At 34.3% G+C, this 24,943-nt stretch carries 22 protein-coding genes (1 of these 22 only partly in view); 9 read left to right on the top strand and 13 right to left on the bottom strand.

Annotated features, from left to right (window positions below; translation table 11 throughout):
- Positions 1-140: 140 nt before the first annotated feature.
- From ychF to ACWNMZ_RS02965, 3 genes are all read right to left on the bottom strand, one after another.
- The gene (gene ychF, locus ACWNMZ_RS02975; protein WP_349204545.1) at positions 141-1,241 is read right to left on the bottom strand and encodes a redox-regulated ATPase YchF; all 1,101 of its coding nucleotides are present in this window, start codon (positions 1,239-1,241) and stop codon (positions 141-143) included.
- Positions 1,242-1,422: 181 nt separating this feature from the next.
- Positions 1,423-1,620, bottom strand: a complete 198-nt coding sequence (locus ACWNMZ_RS02970; protein WP_031535589.1) for a DUF951 domain-containing protein — start codon at positions 1,618-1,620, stop codon at positions 1,423-1,425.
- Between the two features lie 18 nt (positions 1,621-1,638).
- Positions 1,639-2,490 (bottom strand): mechanosensitive ion channel family protein, encoded by an 852-nt coding sequence (locus ACWNMZ_RS02965; RefSeq protein ID WP_349204546.1) that lies wholly within the window; start codon positions 2,488-2,490, stop codon positions 1,639-1,641.
- Positions 2,491-2,952: 462 nt separating this feature from the next.
- Between ACWNMZ_RS02965 and yyaC the strand changes: the two genes are divergently transcribed.
- Positions 2,953-3,570 carry a spore protease YyaC gene (gene yyaC / locus ACWNMZ_RS02960; RefSeq protein WP_349204548.1) on the top strand — a complete coding sequence of 206 codons (618 nt, stop codon included), beginning with the start codon at positions 2,953-2,955 and terminating at the stop codon, positions 3,568-3,570.
- A 96-nt stretch (positions 3,571-3,666) separates the two neighbouring features.
- On the opposite strand, the gene ACWNMZ_RS02955 is transcribed toward yyaC, so the two are convergent.
- The 10 genes from ACWNMZ_RS02955 to rpmH form a co-directional block, all read right to left on the bottom strand.
- The gene (locus ACWNMZ_RS02955) at positions 3,667-4,524 is read right to left on the bottom strand and encodes a ParB/RepB/Spo0J family partition protein (RefSeq protein WP_048718127.1); all 858 of its coding nucleotides are present in this window, start codon (positions 4,522-4,524) and stop codon (positions 3,667-3,669) included.
- Positions 4,517-5,278: a ParA family protein gene (locus ACWNMZ_RS02950; protein WP_031535598.1), complete on the bottom strand. Its 762-nt coding sequence runs from the start codon at positions 5,276-5,278 to the stop codon at positions 4,517-4,519. Before ACWNMZ_RS02950 ends, ACWNMZ_RS02955 begins: the two co-directional genes overlap by 8 nt.
- A 562-nt stretch (positions 5,279-5,840) precedes the next feature.
- Entirely contained in the window at positions 5,841-6,731 is an 891-nt protein-coding gene (gene noc / locus ACWNMZ_RS02945; protein ID WP_048718125.1) for a nucleoid occlusion protein, read from the bottom strand.
- Between the two features lie 462 nt (positions 6,732-7,193).
- A complete protein-coding gene (gene rsmG, locus ACWNMZ_RS02940) occupies positions 7,194-7,913 on the bottom strand; it encodes a 16S rRNA (guanine(527)-N(7))-methyltransferase RsmG (RefSeq protein WP_235251877.1) in 720 nt (239 codons plus the stop codon).
- Positions 7,914-7,937: 24 nt separating this feature from the next.
- Positions 7,938-9,818, bottom strand: a complete 1,881-nt coding sequence (mnmG, locus tag ACWNMZ_RS02935; RefSeq protein ID WP_031535604.1) for a tRNA uridine-5-carboxymethylaminomethyl(34) synthesis enzyme MnmG — start codon at positions 9,816-9,818, stop codon at positions 7,938-7,940.
- 248 nt (positions 9,819-10,066) lie between these two features.
- The gene (gene mnmE / locus ACWNMZ_RS02930) at positions 10,067-11,452 is read right to left on the bottom strand and encodes a tRNA uridine-5-carboxymethylaminomethyl(34) synthesis GTPase MnmE (RefSeq protein ID WP_109768482.1); all 1,386 of its coding nucleotides are present in this window, start codon (positions 11,450-11,452) and stop codon (positions 10,067-10,069) included.
- Between the two features lie 486 nt (positions 11,453-11,938).
- On the bottom strand, positions 11,939-12,565 hold the full coding sequence (jag, locus tag ACWNMZ_RS02925; protein WP_349204550.1) for an RNA-binding cell elongation regulator Jag/EloR: 627 nt from the start codon (positions 12,563-12,565) through the stop codon (positions 11,939-11,941).
- Complete coding sequence (gene spoIIIJ, locus ACWNMZ_RS02920; RefSeq protein WP_435406664.1) at positions 12,562-13,296, bottom strand: YidC family membrane integrase SpoIIIJ; 735 nt, start codon at positions 13,294-13,296, stop codon at positions 12,562-12,564. The genes jag and spoIIIJ overlap by 4 nt, the downstream gene beginning before the upstream one ends.
- Before the next feature lie 141 nt (positions 13,297-13,437).
- Positions 13,438-13,785, bottom strand: a complete 348-nt coding sequence (rnpA, locus tag ACWNMZ_RS02915) for a ribonuclease P protein component (RefSeq protein WP_048718118.1) — start codon at positions 13,783-13,785, stop codon at positions 13,438-13,440.
- A 374-nt stretch (positions 13,786-14,159) separates the two neighbouring features.
- Positions 14,160-14,294 (bottom strand): 50S ribosomal protein L34, encoded by a 135-nt coding sequence (gene rpmH / locus ACWNMZ_RS02910; RefSeq protein ID WP_016201470.1) that lies wholly within the window; start codon positions 14,292-14,294, stop codon positions 14,160-14,162.
- Positions 14,295-15,404: 1,110 nt separating this feature from the next.
- Here rpmH and dnaA point away from each other — a divergent pair.
- The 8 genes from dnaA to ACWNMZ_RS02870 form a co-directional block, all read left to right on the top strand.
- A complete protein-coding gene (dnaA, locus tag ACWNMZ_RS02905; protein WP_031535617.1) occupies positions 15,405-16,745 on the top strand; it encodes a chromosomal replication initiator protein DnaA in 1,341 nt (446 codons plus the stop codon).
- 199 nt (positions 16,746-16,944) lie between these two features.
- On the top strand, positions 16,945-18,078 hold the full coding sequence (dnaN, locus tag ACWNMZ_RS02900) for a DNA polymerase III subunit beta (protein WP_031535619.1): 1,134 nt from the start codon (positions 16,945-16,947) through the stop codon (positions 18,076-18,078).
- Positions 18,079-18,294: 216 nt separating this feature from the next.
- The gene (gene yaaA, locus ACWNMZ_RS02895; protein WP_031535621.1) at positions 18,295-18,507 is read left to right on the top strand and encodes a S4 domain-containing protein YaaA; all 213 of its coding nucleotides are present in this window, start codon (positions 18,295-18,297) and stop codon (positions 18,505-18,507) included.
- A 16-nt stretch (positions 18,508-18,523) separates the two neighbouring features.
- A complete protein-coding gene (recF, locus tag ACWNMZ_RS02890) occupies positions 18,524-19,642 on the top strand; it encodes a DNA replication/repair protein RecF (RefSeq protein WP_031535623.1) in 1,119 nt (372 codons plus the stop codon).
- A 15-nt stretch (positions 19,643-19,657) separates the two neighbouring features.
- Positions 19,658-19,903 carry an extracellular matrix regulator RemB gene (gene remB / locus ACWNMZ_RS02885; RefSeq protein WP_031535625.1) on the top strand — a complete coding sequence of 82 codons (246 nt, stop codon included), beginning with the start codon at positions 19,658-19,660 and terminating at the stop codon, positions 19,901-19,903.
- Between the two features lie 59 nt (positions 19,904-19,962).
- Positions 19,963-21,894, top strand: coding sequence for a DNA topoisomerase (ATP-hydrolyzing) subunit B (gyrB, locus tag ACWNMZ_RS02880; protein WP_031535627.1), 1,932 nt, complete (start codon positions 19,963-19,965; stop codon positions 21,892-21,894).
- Positions 21,895-22,065: 171 nt separating this feature from the next.
- Positions 22,066-24,579, top strand: coding sequence for a DNA gyrase subunit A (gyrA, locus tag ACWNMZ_RS02875; protein WP_031535629.1), 2,514 nt, complete (start codon positions 22,066-22,068; stop codon positions 24,577-24,579).
- A gap of 214 nt (positions 24,580-24,793) precedes the next feature.
- Positions 24,794-24,943, top strand: the beginning of a protein-coding gene (locus tag ACWNMZ_RS02870) for an HD-GYP domain-containing protein (protein ID WP_235251878.1). It continues 927 nt past the right edge of the window; only the first 150 of its 1,077 coding nucleotides appear in the window; it begins with the start codon at positions 24,794-24,796; its stop codon lies off the right edge, out of view.

The following is a 24,943-nucleotide window of genomic DNA, read 5'->3' as shown; positions in this document are numbered from 1 at the left end:
TATTTACAAAAAAACACGCATTAAAAGATTTATTAGCACCATAAATGTACTAAAGTAATCTTTTTTATGCGTGTTGTTCTAATTCATGGGGCTGTTTTCGTAAAGTTTGTTGCTACAATTCACAGCGCCTTAATTTTTCCTTATACGTTAAAACGGAAATGGATAATATCGCCGTCTCTAACTATATATTCTTTACCTTCTAAACGAACTTTACCAGCTTCTTTTGCAGCAACCATATTGCCACTTGCTAATAAATCATCATATGAAACAGTTTCCGCACGGATAAAGCCTCTTTCAAAATCAGAATGAATAATTCCTGCACATTGTGGTGCTTTCATCCCTTGTACAAATGTCCATGCACGAACTTCTTGAACGCCTGCTGTAAAGTAAGTAGCTAATCCAAGAAGATGGTATGTTGCACGAATTAACTGATCTAAACCAGATTCTTCGATTCCAAGCTCTTGCAGGAACATTTCCTTTTCTTCTCCTTCAAGCTCTGCAATCTCTTCTTCGATTTTCGCACAGATGACAATTACTTCAGCACCTTCATTTGCTGCAAAATCCTTTACACGTTTTACATATTCATTATTCGCCGCATCTGCGATTTCATCCTCGCCTACATTTGCAACATATAATACAGGCTTAATTGTTAAAAGATGTAGTCCTTTAGCAATTTTTGCCTGTTCTTCTGTAAACTCAACCGTTCTTGCTGGTTTTTCTTCTTCAAAAGCAGCCTTAAGTAATTCTAATACTTCTAATTCAGCAACAGCTTCTTTATCTTTTTGCTTCGCCATTTTTCCAACTCGGCCAATTCTTTTCTCTACTGATTCTAAATCAGCAAGAATTAATTCTAAGTTGATTGTTTCTATATCAGAAATAGGGTCTACTTTTCCTGATACATGGGTAATGTTATCATCTGCAAAACAACGTACTACTTGGCAGATAGCATCTACTTCACGAATATGAGATAAAAACTTATTGCCAAGACCTTCCCCTTTACTTGCCCCTTTTACAATTCCGGCAATATCTGTAAATTCAAAAGTTGTAGGTACTGTTTTTTTCGGTTGTACTAATTCTGTTAATTTTGTTAAACGTTGATCTGGTACTTCTACAATTCCAACGTTTGGATCAATTGTACAGAACGGATAGTTCGCTGATTCTGCACCTGCTTGTGTAATTGCATTAAACAATGTAGATTTACCAACGTTAGGCAAACCAACTATTCCAGCAGTTAACGCCATTATGCCACTCCCTTATATAAACTATCTATCTCCATCGTACAAAATAGAAAGTAATTTCATTATTATTCTAAACCTTTAACAATTATAGTTTTAACGAGGGAAAAAGACAAGTAGTGTTCCTTTTCCTCGAACCAAAAAAGACAACAACTATCTTTATTTGCTGCCTTTCCGATAAAAAGTACTATTCTTCATGCTTTACTAAAACTTTTTTCATTTTCCTTGCAAACTCTCTTCTTGGAATGAGAACACTATGTTCGCATCCTTCACATTTAATTCGGATATCCATCCCTAACCGAATTATTTTCCAGCGATTTGTACCGCAAGGATGGGCTTTTTTCATCTCAACTACATCATTTAGACCAAACTCTTTCTGTTCCATATTTCCTCCTTGAACAAACTATTGTGGTTGTGAATACATGACTAATTTTGGGAAAGGACTCTCAATACCATTTTCATCTAGAACATTCTTTATTTCTTTTCTTAAAATCCTTGCGATGGCATGGTGCTTCATTGGCAAAGTTTCTGCAACTATACGAATAATAACCTCTGATGCTTGGATATTTTGTACACCTAATAATTCTGGAACACCGACAATATCCTCATATTGCTCTGGTAGTTTTTCAATCAATTCCTGTATAACCTTTTCTGCCCGATTAATATCACCTTGATAGGCAATACTTACATCTACAATTGCTTTACTATTGTTTATAGAAAAATTAGTTACTTCTATAATGCTTCCATTAGGAATAATATTCACTTCTCCTGTAAAGCCTTTGATTTTGGTTGTCCTTAATCCAATCTCTTCTACTACTCCCTCGTATGTCCCAATACGTACTTGGTCTCCGACAGAAAATTGATCTTCAAAGATAATAAAGAATCCTGTAATAATGTCTTTAACAAGGCTTTGGGCACCAAAACCTACCGCAAGGCCAACAATTCCCGCTCCTGCTAACAAGGCCTTAACGTCAATATTAAAAACAGATAACGCCATCATGATTGCCATAAAATAAACGACATAAGTAATTGTATTTTCCAAAAGTTTAATTAATGTTGCTTCTCTTCTCTCTGATACGCGTAAGGAAGAATGAGTTCTTACTTTAAATATATTTCGTACCGCTGCTTTTCCAATTCTAATAATCATTCCACTAATTAGAAATATAAGTACAATCTTTAATGCCCCAAACCCAAGACTACTCCAAAAATTCTCATTCATGAGATTATCTATACCTTCTTTTATATTCTCATCCATCTAGACACCTCTAAATATAAACTTCTACTAAATTATCTTCCTTTTTTTCTCTGTTCATACAACATAATTTACGTATTAATGCTCTATGTTTTATGGAATGAAAATAATGCTAACTATTTTTCTATTTTACTCTTTAACAGCCTTCATATTGGGTAAGTTTATTTTAACAGTTTTTCTACATGCTTTGTAGTAGTAAGCACCCTAATAAATGCAGGACTTTTGCCCTTATTATAATGGATTATCCGCTTACTGTATCACTCTTTTTTCCTTTATTTTTATGTATATGTATAGAATTTGTCTCTTTTCCATATACTGAATACTACAATTATTCTGCATAAAAATATCTCATGGTTCGATAGATTTCCATCTTAATTGATAGATACTTAACAGAATCTAACTGATCACGATAATTGCTTTCTTTATAGATTTTATCGAATCTTAAATGATAAAGGAGTAGATTCAATGACCTTATATTCCAGCCTTTTCGAAAAAAACGAACTTCCCATTAGAATAGCACATGATGAACAGTTAGCAGCTTTTAAAATTGCCGATTCATTATCTAAACATTTACCATCTGTTTCTGTTACTCGACCAATTGTCTTTGTTTGTATTGGAACCGATCGTTCTACTGGAGATTCATTAGGTCCGCTTATTGGAACTCTATTAAGTGAAAAGAATATATCTCCTTTTCATGTCTATGGAACATTAGATGAACCAATTCATGCACTTAATTTAGAGGATAAATTAAAGGAAATACATGAAAAACATCTTAATCCTTATATTATCGGAATAGATGCCTGTCTAGGCAGAATGAAAAGCGTTGGTGTAATTCAAATAGGAGATGGACCTGTTAAACCAGGAAGCGGCGTAAAAAAAGAGCTTCCACCTGTTGGAAATATTCATATTACGGGAATTGTTAATATAAGCGGATTTATGGAATTTCTAGTTCTTCAGAATACTAGATTAAGCCTAGTATTGAATATGGCAAAAATCATTTCAAAGGGTATTTATCATACCAGTCTTCGATATATGCATTCTGCAAAATTAGAGGAATACGAAATCAAAGAAGAACCTGTATAACTAATTCCAATCTTATGGTATACAATAAAAAGCCTCTAAAAAAAGATCGTTGTTACAGCTTGCCGATTGTAACATATCTTTTTTTAGAGGCTTTTTTTAATTTTCATTTTCTAATTCAAACAAATGGAGAATGCGTGCCAAATCCTCTTCTGAGAAAAATTCAATTTCAATTTTCCCTTTATTTTTCTTTTGCTTAATATGAACGGTTGTTCCAAATCTTTCACGAAGAAAGGACTCCTGCTCTTTAATAAAAATATTTTTCTGTGCGGGTTTTTCTTTTTTTGTTTCACGTGAAACATTCTCATTTAAAAGCTGAATTAATTGTTCCAACTGGCGTACATTTAATCCCTCTTTAATAACTTTATCAACTATTGCTGGAAGCTTATCTTTATTTTTCAAGCCTAATAAAGTTCTTCCATGTCCCATTGATATTTTACCGTCAGAAATATAATTTTGAACAGCTTTTGGAAGTGATAGTAAACGAACATGATTGGCAATATGTGGTCTGCTTTTCCCTAAACGTTTTGCTAGCTCTTCTTGTGTCAGCTTTAATTTTTTCATCAATGTCTGATAGGCATGACCTTCTTCAATTGGTGATAAATCTTCTCTTTGAAGGTTCTCGAGTACTGCTAATTCCATCATTTGCTGTTCCGATAGTTGCCGAACAACTGCAGGGATAGTCGCTAGTTTAGCCTCTTTAGCAGCACGATATCTGCGTTCCCCAACAACTATTTCATAGCCTTTGATGCTTTTTCGAACAATAATTGGTTGAAGAATCCCATGTTCTAGAATAGAAAGCCTCAATTCCTCAATTGCTTCCTCATCGAAGAATTTTCTAGGCTGATAAGGATTAGGTCGCAATTCATTGATGCTTATTTCCTGCACAATTTCTTCCTTCTCGGCATCTAATTTAGGAAAGAATGCATCTAACCCTTTTCCAAGTCCTTTAGCCACTAGTAACCACTTCCTTCGCAAGATCCAAATATACTTCAGCGCCACGTGATTTTGGATCATAAATGATTATTGGTTCCCCATGACTCGGCGCTTCTGATAATCGAATATTTCTCGGAATAATTGTTTTATAGACTTTATCTTGGAAATACTTTTTAACTTCCTCAATAACTTGTAAACCTAGATTTGTTCTAGCATCTAGCATTGTTAGCAACACACCCTCAATTGCCAAGTCATGATTTAAATGCTTTTGAACAAGTCGAACCGTATTTAATAGCTGACTTAATCCTTCTAAAGCGTAATATTCACATTGAACAGGTATCAATACTGCGTCCGATGCAGTCAACGCATTAATCGTTAATAATCCTAAAGAAGGAGGACAATCTATTAAAATATAATCATAATTGTGTTTGACCTCGTCTAAAGCTCTTTTCAATCTTACTTCTCTGGAAATAGTAGAAACAAGCTCTATTTCCGCTCCAGCTAATTGAATCGTTGCAGGTATAACATCCAAATTCTCCACATTTGTCTGTTTTATCACCATTCTTGCCTCTAGATCATCCACTAACACATCATAGATACAATGATCAACATCAGCTTTTTCAATACCTACACCACTAGTAGCATTTCCTTGTGGATCAATATCTACTAATAGCACTCTTTTTCCGATATATGCTAAACAAGAGCCAAGATTAACCGATGTAGTTGTTTTTCCAACTCCGCCCTTTTGGTTAGCAACAGTAATAATTTTACCCATGATGTCACCTACCTTTAATTCCATACGAGCTACGAAATATATAATCGACGCAAGATGGCTGCTTAATATAAAAAGATTGAATCGTTTATAGCCTTTTAAACTATAAGACAATTTATTGGTTAAAAAACATGAATAGATTACAACATGGCCAATTCCATGCCTATTGTAATCACGTATATTATTTTATCATGAAAACTTCTAAATATCGTCACTTTTTCTGTTAATCTGAATTAGTGGAGGAAAATATAAATATATTAATAGTATGAAAGAAGTTATAAAGCCTATTATTTCAAGCATTTAATAAGGATTCAACTAGTTATTTCGCTTAGAAAAAATCCTATTAAAATCAGAAATGGAGGTTTCAGTTTATACTTGTGGTTATCCTTTGAGGAATAAAATCATATAAAAAAGTGAGAACCAGCATAAATGGCTATTATTCTCACAAAAAAATATGCTCTGTTAAATAAGTATTTTTACTATCTTTTATGGAGTTGGATTTAACAGAGCCCAAAATCTATAAATAAGTACAAATTATAATTCTAGATAAGAAGCTATTTAAGTATTATTTCTTTTTCGGAATTTTTATCGTAAATTGATAAAAATCTTCAAACTCTTCTTCTTCGGCATTTAAATTAATTCCACTATCAGAAACCATATTCAGCGACTGACGAATGGTATTTACTGCAATCCGCATATCTTTGCTAAATGCCTTTCTTTTTGGCTTCGGTTTCTGCTTTGATTGTTCAAGCATTTTCACGACACGCTCTTCTGTTTGCTTTACATTTAAGCTCTTTTCCATGATTTCTTGTAATAGCTGGATTTGTTTTTCCCGTTCTTTTAAAGGAATCATGGAACGAGCATGACGCTCAGAAATCTCTTTATTTAATAATGCTTCTTGAATTTCTTCTGGCAATTTAAGAAGTCTTAATTTATTTGCTACAGTCGACTGCCCTTTGCCTAATCTTTGGGCAAGTGCCTCTTGGGTAAGATTGTGGAGCTCTAATAATTTGCCATAGGCAATCGCTTCTTCAATTGGAGAAAGCTCTTCCCTTTGAAGATTCTCTATAAGTGCAACAGAAGCAGTTTCTGTGTCGCTCATGTTTTTTATAATTGCTGGCGCTTCTTCCCAACCAAGTTTTTTCATTGCTCTCCATCTTCGTTCTCCAGCAATGATTTCAAATTTATCTTCTTCATATTCTCTTAATACGATGGGTTGTATAATACCATGTGTATGGATTGTACGAGCTAATTCTTCAATTTTTTCATCATCAAATACCGTTCTTGGTTGAAAACGGTTAGGAACAATCTGATTAATTGGGATTCGTCTAACTTCTTCATTACTTCCCATACTCTCGATCTCCTCTTGAGCAGCATCTGCACTTATTTGACTAGCATCTTCTATTTGCTCTCCTTTTTCGCCTAGTCCAAAAAATCGTGAGAAAGAAGGCTTCATCACCCTGCACCACCTTTACAAAACTCCCTATTAGTTATTCTCTATATGAAACATTAATCCCTGCAAAGTCATCTAACTTAAAGTAGAAACTTCTCGAAATTTCATAGAATATGACAATTATAGGTATATTATATAGTAGATATGATAGTTGATATAGTTCTAATCTTATGAATGATTATATCATTCTCTTATTTCTTTCGTAATAACTTATAGCTGTTTTCATAAAGTTGTTGCTATTACCAGACTCTTACCATGAGCCTGCTCCTTAATTTTCTCTATAATTATATCTTTTATGAATGAAAATCAATCTTTTTGAAAACAACCTAATATAAAATAATTATTTTTCCCGTCTTATTAATAAGCTCCCATCCCTACTTCACGCAGGAAGGGATGGAAGAATATCATATAAAGAATCGGATAACTTCAGAAACTAAATTATCAGACATAAATCTGTGCTTTCACCTATTCAATTGGTTCTTTATTAGGAGTTCCAGGTTTTCTTGGATACTTTTTAGGTGTTGGCTTTTCTTTTTCAATTATGATAATATTTCTTTCACTTTCTTCAACTGGCAATAAAAAGGAGTGTGTTGTTTGAATCTTTCCTCCTAATAGACTTACAGCCTTTTTCCCCGCTTCGATTTCCTCTTTGGCACTTGCTGCTTTCATTGCAACAAAAGTACCTCCAACCTTTGCTAGTGGCAAACAAAGTTCACTTAAAACAGAGAGTCGTGCTACTGCTCGTGCAGTTACAATATCAAAGGATTCACGAAATGCTTTATTTTGGCCAAATGTTTCTGCTCGGTCATGAATAAAGTTAACCTCTTTCAGCTCTAGTTGAGATGCTAAGTGTTCAAGAAAATGAATTCTTTTTTTCAAAGAATCGACAATCGTTACCTTTAAATCAGGAAAAACAATTTTTAAAGGGATGCTTGGAAAACCTGCCCCTGCACCAACGTCGCATACATGTACAGCATCGTGAAACCCATTATAGTAAAATCCAGCAGTGATGGAATCATAGAAATGCTTTAAATAAACATCCGATTTTTCTGTAATTGCTGTTAAATTCATTTTTTCATTCCACTCTACCAATGTTTCAAAGTAGAGCTCAAACTGTTTTATTTGCTGGTCTGATAAAGTAATTCCTTTATCAGACAACATTTGAATAAAATCTTCCGTTTTCATGCATGAACCCTTTCTATTCAGAGATTAAACACGAGCTATTTTTCCTTGTTCTAAATAAACTAATAAAATAGATATATCTGCTGGGTTTACACCAGAAATTCTCGATGCCTGTGCAATGGATAATGGACGAACTTTTTTTAATTTCTGTACCGCTTCCGTTGCAAGACTAGAGATCGCATCATAATCAATATTCTCAGGAATTTTCTTGTTTTCCATTTTCTTTAGTCTTTCCACTTGCTGTAAGGATTTCTCGATATATCCTTCATATTTAATTTGAATTTCTACTTGTTCTTTGATATCTTCTGTTAAATCTATTTCGCTTGGTGCAAGCTGTTCAATATGGCTATAATTCATTTCAGGGCGTTTTAATAAATCTCCTGCTCTTATACCATCTTTTAATTCGCTTCCACCTTGCTCTTTAATCAGATTTTGAACTTGCTCATTTGGCTTTAGCATTACTTCGCTTAAACGTTGCTTCTCTTGTTCGATTAATTGCTTTTTATCAGAGAATTTCATAAAGCGCTCTTCAGATATAAGACCAATTTTATATCCAATATCTGTTAAACGTAAATCTGCGTTATCATGACGAAGTAGTAAGCGGTATTCTGCTCTTGATGTTAAGAGTCGATATGGCTCGTTTGTGCCTTTTGTTACTAAGTCATCAATTAAAACACCGATGTATGCATCAGAGCGGCTTAAGATAACTTCCTCTTTTCCTATTGCATTTAAACCAGCATTAATACCAGCCATTAAACCTTGGCCTGCAGCTTCTTCATATCCTGAAGTTCCATTAATTTGACCAGCAGTATATAGATTTTTAATCTTCTTCGTTTCTAATGTTGGCCATAATTGTGTAGGAACAATGGCATCATATTCAATTGCATATCCCGCTCGCATCATTTGGACATTTTCTAAACCTGGGATTGTTCTTAATATTTCCTGTTGAACATCTTCAGGTAAGCTTGTCGATAATCCTTGAACATAAACTTCTTGTGTATTTTTCCCCTCTGGCTCTAAGAAAATTTGATGTCTTGGTTTATCATTGAATCGGACCACTTTATCTTCAATTGATGGACAATAGCGTGGTCCTGTCCCTTTGATCATTCCTGAATACATTGGGGAACGATGTAAATTCGAATCAATAATTTGATGTGTCTTTTCATTGGTATATGTTAACCAACAAGGAAGCTGATCTGTAATAAATTTGGTTGTTTCATAAGAAAAGGCTCTTGGAACATCATCACCAGGCTGTATTTCAGTCTTAGAGTAGTCAATAGAATGACTATTTACACGAGGTGGTGTTCCGGTTTTAAAACGCACTAAATCAAATCCTAGTGCTTCTAAGTGCTCCGATAAACGGATGGAAGGCTGTTGATTATTCGGACCGCTGGAGTATTTAAGCTCTCCTAAAATAATTTCTCCACGAAGGTACGTACCAGTAGTTACGACAATCGTTTTTGCTCGATACGTAGCACCTGTTTTCGTAATAACTCCTTTGACAACTTGATCCTCAACGATTAGTTCTTCTACCATTCCTTGAATCAACGTTAGATTTGGTTCATTTTCTAACGTCTTCTTCATTTCATGTTGATACATATATTTATCTGCCTGAGCTCTTAAGGCACGTACAGCAGGACCTTTTCCTGTGTTTAGCATTCTCATTTGAATATATGTTTTATCTATATTTTTCCCCATCTCGCCGCCAAGTGCGTCAATTTCCCTTACAACAATCCCTTTTGCGGGTCCTCCGACAGATGGATTACATGGCATAAATGCGACCATATCTAAATTTATCGTTAACATTAATGTTTTGGCACCTATTCTAGCTGCTGCAAGGCCAGCCTCACAGCCAGCATGACCTGCACCAATGACAATCACATCATAATTTCCAGCTTCGTACTGCATCATGATGCCTCCTTCTTTCTAAACTTTCTTTTAAGAAATACGTTTTTAGTTACTTTTATTGATGGCTAAATTAGCTGGTATTCTATTTCTCAAGACTCTGCTTCATTTCCATAGAGGCCACTGAAAAACTGCCATTTAATCATAATGTCGGTGGCCAACTTTTAAATTTAGGTATTTCTTTTTTCAAATACATAAATCCGTATTTAATTTGGAGAAACTTACTTTTTCAGTGTTCTCATTAAAATCACTTATTTCCCTAAACAGAACTGAGAAAACAACTGATTGATTAAACTTTCGTGCACACTCTCACCAATAATTTCACCAAGTATCTCCCAGGTTCTTGTTAAATCAATTTGTACAATATCTATAGGTGTGCCATTTTCTGCTCCTTCAATTGCATCGCTTATCGCCCGCATCGCTTGGCTTAATAAGGAAATATGTCTTGAATTAGAAACATAAGTCATATCACTTGCTTCAATAGAGCCTGCAAAAAATAGACTAGATATCGCTTCCTCTAATAAGTCGACTCCGTTTTCTTCTACTAAAGATGTTGTGATAACTTTGCGATTTCCCGCAAGTTCTCTTACTTTCTCCAAATCAATTTTTTGAGGTAAATCTGTTTTATTGACGATTACTATATAATCCATGCCTTCTGTAGCCTTGAAGATATTCTTATCCTCTTCGGTTAATTCATCTGCATAATTTAGGACAAGTAAAATTAAATCCGCTTCTCTTAACACTTTTCGTGACTTTTCGACGCCAATTCGTTCTACGATATCTTCTGTTTCCCGAATTCCTGCTGTATCTAGCAAACGAAGTGGAACTCCGCGTACATTCACATATTCTTCAATTACATCTCTCGTTGTACCTGGAATGTCTGTTACGATTGCTTTATTTTCTTGTACTAAACTGTTCAATAAAGAGGATTTTCCAACATTCGGTCTGCCAACAATAACGGTTGCCAGTCCTTCGCGGAGAATCTTACCTTGTTGAGAGGTCTGTAATAGCTTTTCAATCTCTGTTTTGATATACGCCGATTTTTCAATCATGACTTTTTGTGTCATTTCTTCTACATCATCGTATTCTGGATAATCAATATTAACCTCTACTTGTGCTAATGTTTCTAAGATTTCTTGGCGCAAATGTCTAATTAATTTTGATAACCTTCCTTCCATTTGACCAAGCGCAACATTCATCGCACGATCTGTTTTAGCTCTTATTAAATCCATTACCGCTTCTGCTTGAGAAAGATCGATTCGTCCATTTAAAAAAGCCCTTTTGGTAAATTCCCCAGGTTCTGCAATTCTAGCACCATAAGAAGTTGTCAATTGCAATAATCGATTTACAGAAGCTAATCCGCCATGACAGTTAATTTCAATAACATCCTCTTTGGTAAAAGTTTTCGGTCCTCTCATCAACGATACCATTACTTCTTCCACAACCTCGTCTGTTGCTGGATCTATAATATGCCCATAATGGATTGTATGACTTGCTACCTCCATTAACTTTTTATTACCTATACTTTTGAAGAGCTTGTCTGCAATTTTAATTGAATCTGGACCACTCATTCGAACAATTGCGATCGCTCCCTCACCCATTGGAGTCGATATCGCAGCAATTGTATCCAATTCCATCTTTTTCACCTCAATTCAAAAAAATATATCTATATAAAATGATTGTATTCACCTTTGACATGATTACATTAGATTAGATTAACATATCCACAAATGTAAAAAAAGAAAAAAATCCGCACACTTATCCACATTCTCTTTTATCGTTATATACCATTCTATCTTATCCACATGTGAATAACAATAAAACGAAAAATAAAATTACAAAACCGAAGGACTTCACTTTTTTTGTGTTATTTCCATTATCCTGTTCTTCAGCAATCTACCTAACAGCTAAGATGAGAAACAAAGAGCATGCTTTTTTTCTTATTCATTTTTATTTAAATAGAATATTATTTGAACATAATATTTCGCTAGAATATATGCATTAGGAGGCTTAAAAATTTTTGAAAAAATATTACATTGCCATGCAGAGGCAGACAAGATGAGGAGATTTTTATACAAAAAAAAAGATCGTTTCCCATTTGGAAAGACGATCTTTTTTTAAAACTATTTTTTTCCCCTTATTGGCGCAACAATAATATGTCGCTTCGCATCCTCTCCTGAGGAATACGTTTTTACACCTTTAAAGGAAACCAGCGCAGTATGAATCGTTTTTCTTTCATCTGCAGGCATCGGTTCAAGCGGGATTTCTTTTCCAATCTTCACCGCTTTATAGGCTATTCTTTCGGCTAAATGAATTAAAGCTTGTTTTCTACGTTCTCGATAACCTTCCGCATCTAATATCACTTTAAAATATCCTGTAGATTCTCTATTAATTACCAATTGTGCTAAATATTGAATAGAATTAAGAGTTTGTCCTCTTTTTCCTATCAGCAAAGCAATTTTTTCACCAGATAATTCATATAGAATATTTTTTCCATTTTGCTTCACTCGAATTTCAATAGGAACGCCCATTTTTTCACTAACATCTTTTAAAAAATTTTTTACGGATTCAACTGGATCTACCTTTTTCTTTACTATTACTTTCGCAGATCTAGAACCAAAACCGAGAAATCCTTTTCTTTCTTCATCAACAACAATGACTTCAACCTGATTCTTTGTTGTCTTAAGCTGAGCTAAAGCTGACTCCACTGCTGCGTCGACTGTTTGTCCTACGGCAGTAATTTCTTTCACTTCTTCGCTCCTCCTGCTTTGCTAGTTTGACTAGCATTTTTAATTTCAGGACCTTTAATAAAATACGTTTGTATAATGGTAAAGATATTACCTACTACCCAGTAAAGTGATAATGCAGCAGGGAAATTAATAGCAAATACTAAAATCATAACTGGCATTATCCAAACCATCATTTGCATTTGTGGATTTGGCGGTGCTCCAGCCATCGATAATTTTGTTTGGAAAAATGTCGTTACACCAGCTAAGATTGGCAATAAGTAAATTGGATCTGGCTGCCCTAGACTGAACCATAAGAAATCATGAGAAGCAATTTCTCTTGTACGAGAAATAGCATGATAAAACCCAATCAGTATCGGCATTTGTACTATTAGAGGGAAGCATCCTGACAATGGGTTTACTTTATTTTCTTGGAAAAGCTTCATCGTTTCTTCTTGGAGCTTTTGTTGTGTCTTTTGATCTTTAGAGCTATATTTTTGTTGCAGTTCTTTCATCTGCGGCTGAATTGCTTGCATTGCTTTACTATTTTTCGTTTGTTTAATCATAAGCGGCAATATAACTAGTCTAACTAATATAGTTACGATAATAATGGAAATACCATAACTACCTCCAGCAAAGGCTGCTGTCTTTATTATCAGTTGAGATAGTGGATATACGATGAACTCATTCCAGATTCCATCACTTTCAGAAGTTATCGGTTGATTAAACTCTGTACATCCTGTTAAAATGGTCATTAAAAAAAGCAGACCAACTATCAATAAAAATTTCTTATTCAAGCTGCAAATCCTCCTGTTTAACATGATTTTCAAATCTAACTTATTAAGTATTGTAACCGATAAACGAATCATAGGAAACGCTTAACTGCGATTTTCCTCTTAATTCTTTTTGGATAGAACCCTTGCTATTTTTAAAATATGGATAAGACTCTTTTTTACTTCTTCAAAACCCATATCAGCAACAGGCTTTCTTACAATTATGACATAATCATACTTATTTTCCAACTTATCTTCAAATTCAAGGAACGCTTGTCTAATATAGCGTTTTATCTGATTTCGCTTAACTGCGTTTCCAATCTTTTTGCTGACAGAAAGGCCGATTCGGAAATGCTCTTGATCCACTTTTTCCAATTTATAAATAACAAACTGCCGATTAGCAAAGGATTGGCCTTTTTTAAAAACCGACTGAAATTCTTTATTTTTTTTAATTCTGAATTCTTTTCTCAACGTTTATAACTCCTTCAATTCCTTCAAGTTAACATTCTTCTCTTTGTAAAAGAGGCTTTTTCGTAAAGTTTGTTGCCAGTGACCAGCAGCCTTCCTATCACCGGTTATCATAGGGGTAGACTTTAGCACCTCGGTAAAACCAATTTTAGGTCTCCCTGCTCCCCCTAGCGTCTTCGTAACTCAACTGCTAGTTATTTTAATAAATTTTTCCCAATTGAAAAATACCAATTTTAAAAAAACAGCCTTGAAAGAAAATTAGACAGGCATAATAACGTAAGTAAATGAGTATATTGTAAAAAAAGGAAGGGCTGTCCTTCTATTAAAAGCATTCCCTTCCCTTTTAATTGAAAAAAGACCACTGACGTTTCAGTGGCCTAAGCTGATAATACTTTTCTTCCTTTGCGTCGACGGCGAGCTAAGACATTACGTCCATTTGAGCTGCTCATGCGGCTACGGAATCCGTGAACTTTACTTCTTTTACGTTTATTTGGTTGATAAGTTCTTTTCATTGTATATGACACCTCCCTGAGGAATAGCTGTTATAGACAGTCCTTACAATTATATAAACATAGATAATTAATTGTCAACTATTCATTTTTATTTATCATTATTTATAGATCACGTTAACTTCGGTGATCTTTCCCTCTCTATTTCTAAGGTCATTAAAATAGTATACCACATAATTTTCTATTCTACTTCATATCCTTCCCAACTATTCTATTTTCCAACGAATATTTTTTATCATTTAGGTTATTCTACAAAAATTCTTCTTTCAATTTTTATGTAAAAAAAACGATATAAAAATTCAAAATGAAAAACTAGCTCTTCGCTCTGATTATATTTTCAAACAAACCAAGTTATTATTATGTCGTTTTTCCTATCTTTTCGACGATTGTGGATAATTTTCGACGGGATTATTTTTTCCACAATCGTTATTTACAACTTTTCAACAAACTAATACCTTGTGGACATTTATTACTAACAACCTAGCTATCTTGTGGATAAGATATTAAAAAGCATTGCAGTTCTTATGAATTTTTGATATTATAGTTTTGTTTTCACATCTGAATAAAATCTGTGCATAACTATATTATCCACAATCTGTGGATAAACTGTGGACATCTTATTCTATGTGTCTGAACAGAGTTGTCCACAATCCGTGGATACTGTCGAAATACCACTAATCTTCCTTATAATATATTTTTCCACATATGAAAAGGACAAGCTCCTTGTAATCTTGTATATTGGCATGCACAAGGGTGCACTATTTTGTCTAAAATCTTTTTTTATGATTCCTATTTTGTAGGAATTGGACAATTTGGATAAAGAAATATGGTCTTTTGTAAAAAATTATTTAAGTTGGTTAGCCATCGAACAAATAAAATCCTATAAGCGATTATTGCATCGATTGGTCTATTTTTTTGTTTTTTTAGAAGTTTTATCTTAAGGCTTTAAGGCTCTTTTTTTGTTTTTTGATCTTTTTTGAAGTAATCACGAAGTTTTTTAAACAAATTCGACATGAAAATATGTCTTTTTCTGCACGTTTAAGATAGATCTGCTCGTTAGTAGAATAATAAGGCTAATAACGTTTAACTTTAGGTAAAGGAGGCGAGGATAACTTGAACAATATAACAGATCTTTGGAATAATGCATTGAATACGATTGAAACAAAGATCAGCAAACCCAGTTTTGATACATGGCTTAAACCAACAAAAGCCCACTCTTTGCAGGGAGATTTACTAGTTGTTACAGCACCTAATGAGTTTGCACGAGATTGGTTAGAAGAAAGATATTCTCAGCTTATTGCTGAAATACTATATGAAATTACCGGTGAAGAACTTCTGGTAAAATTTATTATTCCTCAGAATCAAAAAGAAGAGGAGTTTGATCAGCAAATTTCTGTAAAGCATAAGAAAAAGGAAGAGGAAGTTACTGAGCAAACAATCTTAAATTCAAAGTATACTTTTGATACTTTTGTAATTGGATCTGGCAATCGTTTTGCTCACGCTGCTTCCCTTGCTGTTGCCGAAGCGCCTGCAAAAGCCTACAATCCTCTATTTATTTATGGAGGAGTTGGACTTGGAAAAACGCACTTAATGCATGCAATCGGTCATTATGTTTTAGATCATAATCCATCTGCTAAAGTTGTATATTTATCTTCTGAAAAATTCACAAATGAATTTATTAATAGTATCCGTGACAACAAAGGTGCCGAATTTCGTGATAAATATCGAAATGTAGATGTACTTTTAATAGATGATATTCAATTTCTTGCTGGAAAAGAATCAACACAAGAAGAATTTTTCCATACTTTTAACACATTACATGAGGAAAGCAAACAAATTATCATCTCTAGTGACCGCCCTCCAAAAGAGATTCCAACACTAGAGGATCGCTTACGCTCGCGCTTTGAATGGGGTCTTATCACAGATATTACACCACCAGACTTAGAGACACGGATTGCTATTTTGAGAAAAAAAGCTAAAGCCGACGGACTAGATATTCCAAATGAAGTGATGCTTTATATTGCTAATCAAATTGATACTAATATTCGTGAGTTAGAAGGTGCACTTATTCGCGTTGTTGCTTATTCTTCTTTAATTAATAAAGATATTAATGCTGATTTAGCAGCTGAAGCATTAAAGGATATTGTTCCAAGCTCTAAACCTCGAGTAATAACCATTCATGATATTCAAAAGATAGTTGGAGAGCAGTTTAATATTAAATTAGAGGACTTTAAAGCAAAAAAACGCACAAAATCCATTGCATTTCCAAGACAAATCGCTATGTATCTATCAAGAGAATTAACCGATTTCTCCTTACCAAAAATCGGTGAAGAGTTTGGCGGTCGAGATCATACTACTGTTATTCATGCCCATGAAAAGATATCAAAAATGCTTTTAACTGATTCACTTCTTCAAAAGCAATTAAAAGAAATAAATGAACTCTTAAAAGTTTAGATAGGATAATGTGTATAACTTACCTTACTTTAGACACAGTCTATCAACATGTGGATAGACTGTGTTTCCTTGCTTAAACCTAGTTATCCACATACTAACAGGACCTACTACTTTTACTACTATTTTTTAAAACAATATATTATTAAAAAAAAGCAGTTAGAACTGCATTAAAAAATTATTTAAATCGGAGGATTAATTAATGAAATTCATCATCCAAAAAGAGAATCTTGTTCAAAGTGTGCAAGATGTTATGAAAGCAATCACTAGTAGAACAACCATTCCTATTCTTACTGGTATCAAAATTGTCGCAAGTGAAGAAGGAGTAACATTAACTGGAAGTGACTCCGATATTTCGATTGAATCTTTCATTCCTAAAGAAGAAGATGAACAAGAAATTGTGGAGATCCAACAAGCCGGTTCCATCGTATTGCAAGCAAAGTTCTTTAGTGAGATTGTAAAAAAGCTTCCTACCAACCAAGTTGAAATTGTCGTTGATAATTTGCAAACTACTATCCGTTCAGGAAAATCAGAATTTAATCTAAATGGGCTCGATTCAGAAGAATATCCGCATTTACCTCAAATCGCGGAACAAAATTCGATAAAAGTCCCAACAGATTTATTAAAAAATATTATTAAACAAACTGTTTTTGCAGTGTCCACCTCAGAAACACGACCAGTGTTGACAGGAGTAAACTGGAAAATTGAAAATAACGACCTGATCTGTATTGCAACAGATAGTCATCGCCTTGCTTTAAGAAAGGCAAAAATAGAAACAGAAACAGAGCAAACTTTTAATATTGTTATTCCAGGAAAAAGTTTAAATGAGCTCAATCGTATTTTGGATGACCATGATGAACCAGTTGAAATTCTAGTAACAGAAAACCAAATATTATTTAAAACAAAGCATATTCTTTTCTTCTCTCGTTTGTTAGAAGGAAATTACCCTGATACAAATCGATTGATTCCAACCGAAAGTAAAACAGATATCATTGTAAACTCTAAGGAATTTCTTCAATCAATTGATCGTGCTTCTTTGTTAGCGCGTGAAGGTCGAAATAATGTCGTTAAATTTTCGACAATGGGTGAAAATGTAATAGAAATTTCTTCTTTTACACCTGAGATAGGGAAAGTTATTGAAGAATTAGTAAGTGAATCTGTTAGCGGGGAAGAGTTAAAGATATCATTCAGTGCGAAATTTATGATGGATGCATTAAAAGTTCTTGAAGGATCTGAAGTTAAAATTAGTTTTACTGGAGCGATGAGACCGTTTGTTATTCATCCAACAAATGATGACTCCACTTTACAGCTTATATTACCGGTTAGAACTTATTAAAAGTATTGGGTGTTCTTTTTAATGAACACCCAATTTTATTTATATTTAGCAGATGTATGAATATGCACTAGAGGGAATAAGTGTTATTTAAACTGTTTTCCCCCCACTATTTAGAATATTACCTATCTATTTATAGAAATATTACACTTTTCTTTGTGTATCAATTAATTATTTAGTAGAATAGATAGATACGACTAAAGTTGAGAGAGTGAAAAAATGGATAATCAAATTAAGATTGATACGGATTACATTACATTGGGTCAATTTTTAAAAGTAGCAGAGTTAATACAATCAGGTGGAATGGCAAAATGGTTCCTAGGGGAATATGAGGTATTTGTTAATGGGGAACAGGATCAGCGCAGAGGCAGAAAGTTAAGAAGTGGTGATGAAATTAATATTCCTTCATTTGGCAAGTACACTGTTTTATAAAAAAGGGTGAACCCAAATGTATATTGATGAGTTGCTTTTAAGAAATTACCGGAATTATGAGGAACTGGATATTTCTTTCGAGAATAAGGTAAATGTAATACTAGGAGAAAATGCACAAGGGAAAACCAATGTGATGGAATCTATCTATGTTCTAGCAATGGCAAAATCTCATCGGACCTCAAATGATAAAGAACTTATTTATTGGGACAAAGAGTATGCTAAAATAGAAGGTAGATTAGTCAAAGCACATGGGAAAGTACCCATGCAGTTAGTTGTGGCCAAAAAAGGGAAAAAAGCAAAATTTAATCATATAGAGCAGCGGAAATTGAGTCAATATATTGGCAATATGAACGTAGTTATGTTCGCACCTGAAGATTTAAACTTAGTAAAAGGCAGCCCACAAATTAGAAGAAGATTTATTGATATGGAAATAGGGCAAATATCACCAATATATTTGCATGATATGGGACAATATCAAAAAATTTTACACCAGCGAAATACCTACTTAAAACAACTACAAACAAATAAACAAACCGATCATACAATGCTTGAGATTTTAACAGAGCAATTTATAGATATGGCAGTTAAAGTGGTAGCGAAGCGTTTTGAATTCCTGCACTTACTGGAAAAGTGGGCAGTTCCGATTCATAAGGGTATATCTCGGGGGCTAGAAACACTGGAAATTCGCTATAAACCGTCTGTTGATGTATCAGAAGATCAGGATTTGTCGAAAATGAAGAGTGTATACGAAGAAAAATTCCAAAGTCTAAAAAAAAGAGAAATTGATCGAGGGATATCCTTATTTGGACCTCATCGTGATGATATGCTGTTTTATGTGAATAATAGAGATGTGCAAACTTTTGGTTCACAAGGACAGCAAAGAACAACTGCGTTATCCATTAAAATGGCAGAGATTGAACTAATTTATTCAGAAATACGAGAATATCCCATTCTACTTTTAGATGATGTGCTTTCTGAATTAGATGATTATCGTCAATCTCATTTGTTAAATACCATTCAAGGAAAGGTTCAGACCTTTGTTACAACAACCAGTGTTGATGGTATAGACCATCATACTTTAAAAGAAGCAGCAACTTTTCAGGTTGAATCAGGAACGATTAAAAAGATTCAATAGCTTTGAGGTGAAAAAGTGTACGTTCATATTGGAGAAAATATTCTTGTGCGAACTTCAGAAATTATTACTATACTAGATAAACAAACGGTAGAGTCATCTCCTATTTCAAAAGAATTTTTAGATAGACAAAAAGCAATGACTAATGGGAAAGGTTCATCTTATAAATCTATTGTAATTACGAAGAATACTATCTATTTTTCACCGATTGCTTCTAATACGTTAAAAAAGCGAACAGTCCAGTTAACTGTTCAAGAGTACTAATGGATGCAAAAAAATAATGTTAAAATTTTTCGATGTTAATGGAAAGTTAGGTGATCAATATGTCAACGGAACAAAATCCAGTTGAACAACAATCTTATGATGAAAGTCAGATACAGGTTTTAGAGGGCCTAGAGGCTGTTAGAAAAAGACCAGGAATGTATATTGGGTCAACAAGTAGTCGAGGTCTGCACCATTTAGTTTGGGAAATTGTCGACAACAGTATCGATGAGGCATTAGCTGGTTTTTGTAATGAGATTAATGTCATCATTGAAAAGGATAATAGTATTACTGTTAAAGATAATGGGCGCGGGATTCCTGTTGGTATTCAGGAGAAAATGGGAAGACCTGCTGTAGAAGTAATCATGACTGTTCTTCATGCCGGAGGAAAATTTGGCGGTGGAGGCTATAAAGTTTCTGGAGGACTTCATGGTGTTGGTGCTTCTGTTGTAAATGCTCTTTCAACTGAATTAGAGGTTTTTGTTCATCGTGATGGAAATGTCTATTACCAAAAATATCAAAAGGGTGTTCCTGTTGCTGATTTAAAAATTATCGGTGAAACAGACCGTACTGGTACAACTACTCGTTTTAAGCCAGATGGTGATATTTTTAAAGAAACGTTAGAGTATGATTTTGAAATATTGGCCAACCGTATCAGAGAACTTGCTTTCTTAAATCGCGATATTCGGATTACCATTGAAGATGCGCGTGAAGGAATGGAAAAAAGGAAAGAATACCATTATGAGGGTGGTATAAAATCTTATGTAGAGCATTTAAATCGAAATAAAGAGGTGCTTTTCGAGGAACCAATTTATATTGAAGGAGAAAAAGACGGTATAAACATTGAAATCTCTTTCCAATATAATGATGGATATACAGGAAATATTTTTTCATTTGCTAACAATATTAATACACATGAAGGTGGAACGCATGAGTCTGGTTTCAAAACAGCACTTACTCGTGTGATTAATGATTATGCAAGAAAAAACAGCCTATTAAAGGAATCGGATGTAAATCTTTCTGGAGAGGATGTTAGGGAAGGAATCGTTGCAATTGTTTCCGTTAAGCATCCAGACCCACAATTTGAAGGACAAACAAAAACGAAATTAGGAAATTCAGAAGTCCGTGCCATTACAGATACTGTATTTTCAGAACATCTGGAGAAATTCCTTTTAGAAAATCCCACAGTAGCTCGCAAAATTGTCGATAAAGGTCAAATGGCTTTACGAGCAAGAATAGCAGCAAAGAAGGCAAGAGAATTAACACGTCGAAAAAGTGCACTGGAAGTTTCGAGTTTACCTGGTAAATTGGCAGATTGCTCCTCAAGAGATCCCAAAATTAGCGAACTATTCATTGTAGAGGGTGACTCTGCAGGTGGTTCCGCAAAATCAGGGAGAGATCGTCATTTCCAAGCGATACTTCCTTTAAGAGGGAAAATCCTTAACGTAGAAAAGGCGAGATTAGATCGGATTTTGTCCAATAATGAAGTTCGTTCCATGATTACTGCAATTGGTACTGGAATTGGTGATGATTATGATATATCGAAAGCAAGATATCATAAAATTGTCATTATGACAGATGCCGATGTCGATGGAGCACATATTCGAACACTATTGTTAACCTTCTTCTATCGTTATATGAGAAAAATAGTTGAAGCTGGCTACATCTATATTGCACAGCCACCTTTATATAGTATTAAACAAGGGAAAAAGCTTGAATATGCCTATAGTGATCCGCAATTGCAACAAGTTTTAAGCAACTTGCCAGCTAATCCTAAGCCGAATATTCAACGTTATAAAGGATTAGGGGAAATGAATGCAGAGCAATTATGGGATACAACAATGGATCCTGAGAAAAGGGTACTTTTACAGGTAAGCTTAGATGATGTGATTGAAGCAGATGAAACATTCGAAATGCTTATGGGTGATAAAGTAGAGCCACGGAGAAACTTTATCGAAGAAAATGCAACTTATGTTAAAAATCTAGATGTTTAAAAGATAGGGAAAGAAATTTGGTGCTGATTTAATTGGCACCTTGTGTATTTCTTTAGACGTTAGTTATTCCTATTAATTATGAGGAATTCGATTAGACTTGACTTTTTCTCTTACGTCTATTCGTTAAGATGAGGCAGAAAATCTAATGTTTTCTTAAGGAGGTTCCTTTCCATGGCTGATATGCCAAATTCTCAAATTAAAGATAGAAATATAAGTAAAGAAATGCGTGATTCCTTTTTAGATTATGCGATGAGTGTTATTGTTTCTCGTGCACTTCCAGATGTACGAGATGGCTTAAAGCCCGTGCATCGACGTATTTTATATGCAATGCATGATCTTGGAATGCACTCAGATAAACCGTTCAAGAAATCTGCACGTATTGTTGGAGAAGTAATCGGGAAGTATCACCCACATGGTGATAGTGCTGTTTATGAAACAATGGTGCGTATGGCACAAGATTTCAACTATCGTTATATGCTCGTTGATGGACATGGAAACTTTGGTTCCGTAGATGGTGATTCAGCTGCGGCAATGCGTTATACAGAAGCTAGAATGTCTAAAATAGCGATGGAGTTATTGCGAGATATTAATAAAGACACAATTGATTATAAGCCAAACTTTGATGGAGAAGAGAAAGAACCAGTAGTATTACCTTCTCGTTTCCCCAATTTACTTGTAAATGGTACGAGTGGGATAGCTGTTGGAATGGCTACCAATATTCCTCCACATCAATTGGGAGAAATTATTGACGGTGTTCTTGAAGTTAGTAAAAATCCAGATATCACTATTCCTGAATTAATGGAAATCATACCAGGACCAGACTTCCCTACATATGGGATGATTGTTGGTAGAAGTGGAATTAGAAAAGCGTATGAAACTGGTAGAGGCTCTATTATTTTACGTGCTAGAGTAGAAATTGAAGTGAAGCCTAGTGGTAAGGAAGTTATTATTGTGAAAGAAATTCCTTATCAAGTCAATAAAGCGAGACTAGTAGAACGCATTGCAGAACTAGTACGTGATAAGAAAATTGACGGCATCACGGATTTACGAGACGAATCTGACCGAACTGGAATGCGTATTGTTATTGAAGTTCGAAAAGACGCAAATGCAAATGTATTATTAAATAACCTATACAAGCATACAGCTATGCAGACAAGCTTTGGTATCAATTTACTTGCACTAGTAGATGGACAACCAAAGGTACTTAACTTAAAACAATGTCTAGCTTATTATCTAGATCATCAAAAGGTAATTATACGTAGAAGAACAGAATTTGAATTAAGAAAAGCAGAAGCAAGAGCGCATATCTTAGAAGGTTTGCGGATTGCGCTTGATCATTTAGATGAAGTGATTAGCTTGATTCGTAGTTCTCGTACAACAGATATTGCTCGTGAAGGATTAATGACGAATTTTAATCTTTCTGAAAAACAAGCACAAGCAATTCTAGATATGCGTCTACAAAGATTAACTGGCTTGGAAAGAGAGAAAATCGAGGACGAATATCGAGAATTAGTGAAGTTAATTGCTGAATTAAAAGCAATTCTAGCAGATGAAGAAAAAATCTTAGAAATTATCCGCGAAGAGCTTTTAGAAGTAAAAGAGCGCTTTAACGATATTCGTCGTACAGAAATTGTTGCTGGCGGAATTGAAACAATAGAAGATGAAGATCTAATTCCGGAAGAAAATATTATCATTACGTTAACTCACAATGGTTATATTAAGAGACTACCAGCTTCTACTTACCGAGCGCAAAGACGTGGTGGACGCGGAATTCAGGGAATGGGAACAAATGAGGATGACTTTGTTGAACAGCTAAGCTCCACATCGACCCATGATACTATCCTATTCTTTACGAATAAAGGGAAAGTATACCGTTTGAAAGGGTATGAAATTCCAGAATTCAGCCGTACAGCCAAAGGTATCCCAATTATTAACCTTTTAGGTGTGGAAAAAGACGAGTGGGTAAATGCGATTATTCCTGTTTCCGAATTTGTAGATGATTGGTACCTATTCTTTACCACAAAAGAAGGAATCTCTAAACGTTCTCCATTATCTTCGTTTGCTAATATAAGAAATAATGGTCTAATCGCTGTTAATTTAAGAGAGGGCGATGAGTTAATCTCTGTACGCTTAACAGATGGATCAAAGGAAATGATTATTGGAACGAAAAATGGTTTGCTTATTCGATTCCCAGAAACAGATGTACGTTCCATGGGTAGAACGGCAACAGGGGTAAAAGGTATTACTTTATCATCTGATGATGAAGTGGTAGGAATGGAAGTACTTGAAGAAAATTCCGAAATTCTAGTTGTAACTAAATATGGATACGGAAAAAGAACGCCAATCAATGAATATAGAGTTCAAGGTAGAGGCGGAAAAGGGATCAAAACATGTAATATCACCGATAAGAATGGAACCCTTGTTTCAATGAAAGTAGTGAACGGGGAAGAAGATTTAATGATTATCACAACAGGTGGCGTTTTAATCAGAATGGCTGTAAGTGATATCTCAACTATGGGCAGAAGCACACAAGGTGTTCGATTGATTAAATTAAATGAAAATGAGAATGAATTTGTTGCTACTGTTGCTATTGTAGAAAAAGAAGATGAAATAGAGGAAGCGGATGAACTTTCTGAAGAAACGCAACAAGAGTCTTTAGAAAATGATGCGGATTCAAACGAGTAATATACTTTGAATGTCTTAGGGGAAACCTTAAGGCATTTTTTTATGTTCTTTAGAGGTAAATAAATATTTTAAGATTTACGTAAAACATCGTGCATTGCTATAAAAAAATCATTTATAAATCATTTTAGGTGTATAGTCTTATTTGAATGGGGTTGCATTTCAAAAAAAATACATTAAAATAGTAAAAAAGTCCGTTATTATAAGGTGGTTTCAAATGATTATAAATGTGGAAGAGTTAAATCCAGGAAGTATTTTAGCAGAAGATATATATGTACGAACAAATAGACCAATAATTACTGCGAGAACGGTATTAGAGTGTGAACACATAAAGATATTAAAAGCTTTCTTAGTAAAGGAAGTTGCC

It is taken from the genome of Niallia sp. Marseille-Q9988, from assembly GCF_976954375.1.
This window is presented reverse-complemented; position numbering and strand designations above follow the sequence as displayed.

Bases quoted from the DNA above. Each gene is read 5' to 3' on its own strand.
- ACWNMZ_RS02970 (WP_031535589.1), bottom strand. From the start codon at position 1,620: ATGGAACAGAAAGAGTTTGGTCTAAATGATGTAGTTGAGATGAAAAAA.
- ACWNMZ_RS02950 (WP_031535598.1), bottom strand. From the start codon at position 5,278: ATGGGTAAAATTATTACTGTTGCTAACCAAAAGGGCGGAGTTGGAAAA.
- dnaN (WP_031535619.1), top strand. From the start codon at position 16,945: ATGAAATTCATCATCCAAAAAGAGAATCTTGTTCAAAGTGTGCAAGAT.
- recF (WP_031535623.1), top strand. From the start codon at position 18,524: ATGTATATTGATGAGTTGCTTTTAAGAAATTACCGGAATTATGAGGAA.
- mnmE (WP_109768482.1), bottom strand. From the start codon at position 11,452: ATGGAATTGGATACAATTGCTGCGATATCGACTCCAATGGGTGAGGGA.
- mnmG (WP_031535604.1), bottom strand. From the start codon at position 9,818: ATGCAGTACGAAGCTGGAAATTATGATGTGATTGTCATTGGTGCAGGT.
- ychF (WP_349204545.1), bottom strand. From the start codon at position 1,241: ATGGCGTTAACTGCTGGAATAGTTGGTTTGCCTAACGTTGGTAAATCT.
- gyrB (WP_031535627.1), top strand. From the start codon at position 19,963: ATGTCAACGGAACAAAATCCAGTTGAACAACAATCTTATGATGAAAGT.
- yyaC (WP_349204548.1), top strand. From the start codon at position 2,953: ATGACCTTATATTCCAGCCTTTTCGAAAAAAACGAACTTCCCATTAGA.
- noc (WP_048718125.1), bottom strand. From the start codon at position 6,731: ATGAAGCCTTCTTTCTCACGATTTTTTGGACTAGGCGAAAAAGGAGAG.
- ACWNMZ_RS02965 (WP_349204546.1), bottom strand. From the start codon at position 2,490: ATGGATGAGAATATAAAAGAAGGTATAGATAATCTCATGAATGAGAAT.
- gyrA (WP_031535629.1), top strand. From the start codon at position 22,066: ATGGCTGATATGCCAAATTCTCAAATTAAAGATAGAAATATAAGTAAA.
- yaaA (WP_031535621.1), top strand. From the start codon at position 18,295: ATGGATAATCAAATTAAGATTGATACGGATTACATTACATTGGGTCAA.
- spoIIIJ (WP_435406664.1), bottom strand. From the start codon at position 13,296: ATGACCATTTTAACAGGATGTACAGAGTTTAATCAACCGATAACTTCT.
- rsmG (WP_235251877.1), bottom strand. From the start codon at position 7,913: ATGAAAACGGAAGATTTTATTCAAATGTTGTCTGATAAAGGAATTACT.
- rpmH (WP_016201470.1), bottom strand. From the start codon at position 14,294: ATGAAAAGAACTTATCAACCAAATAAACGTAAAAGAAGTAAAGTTCAC.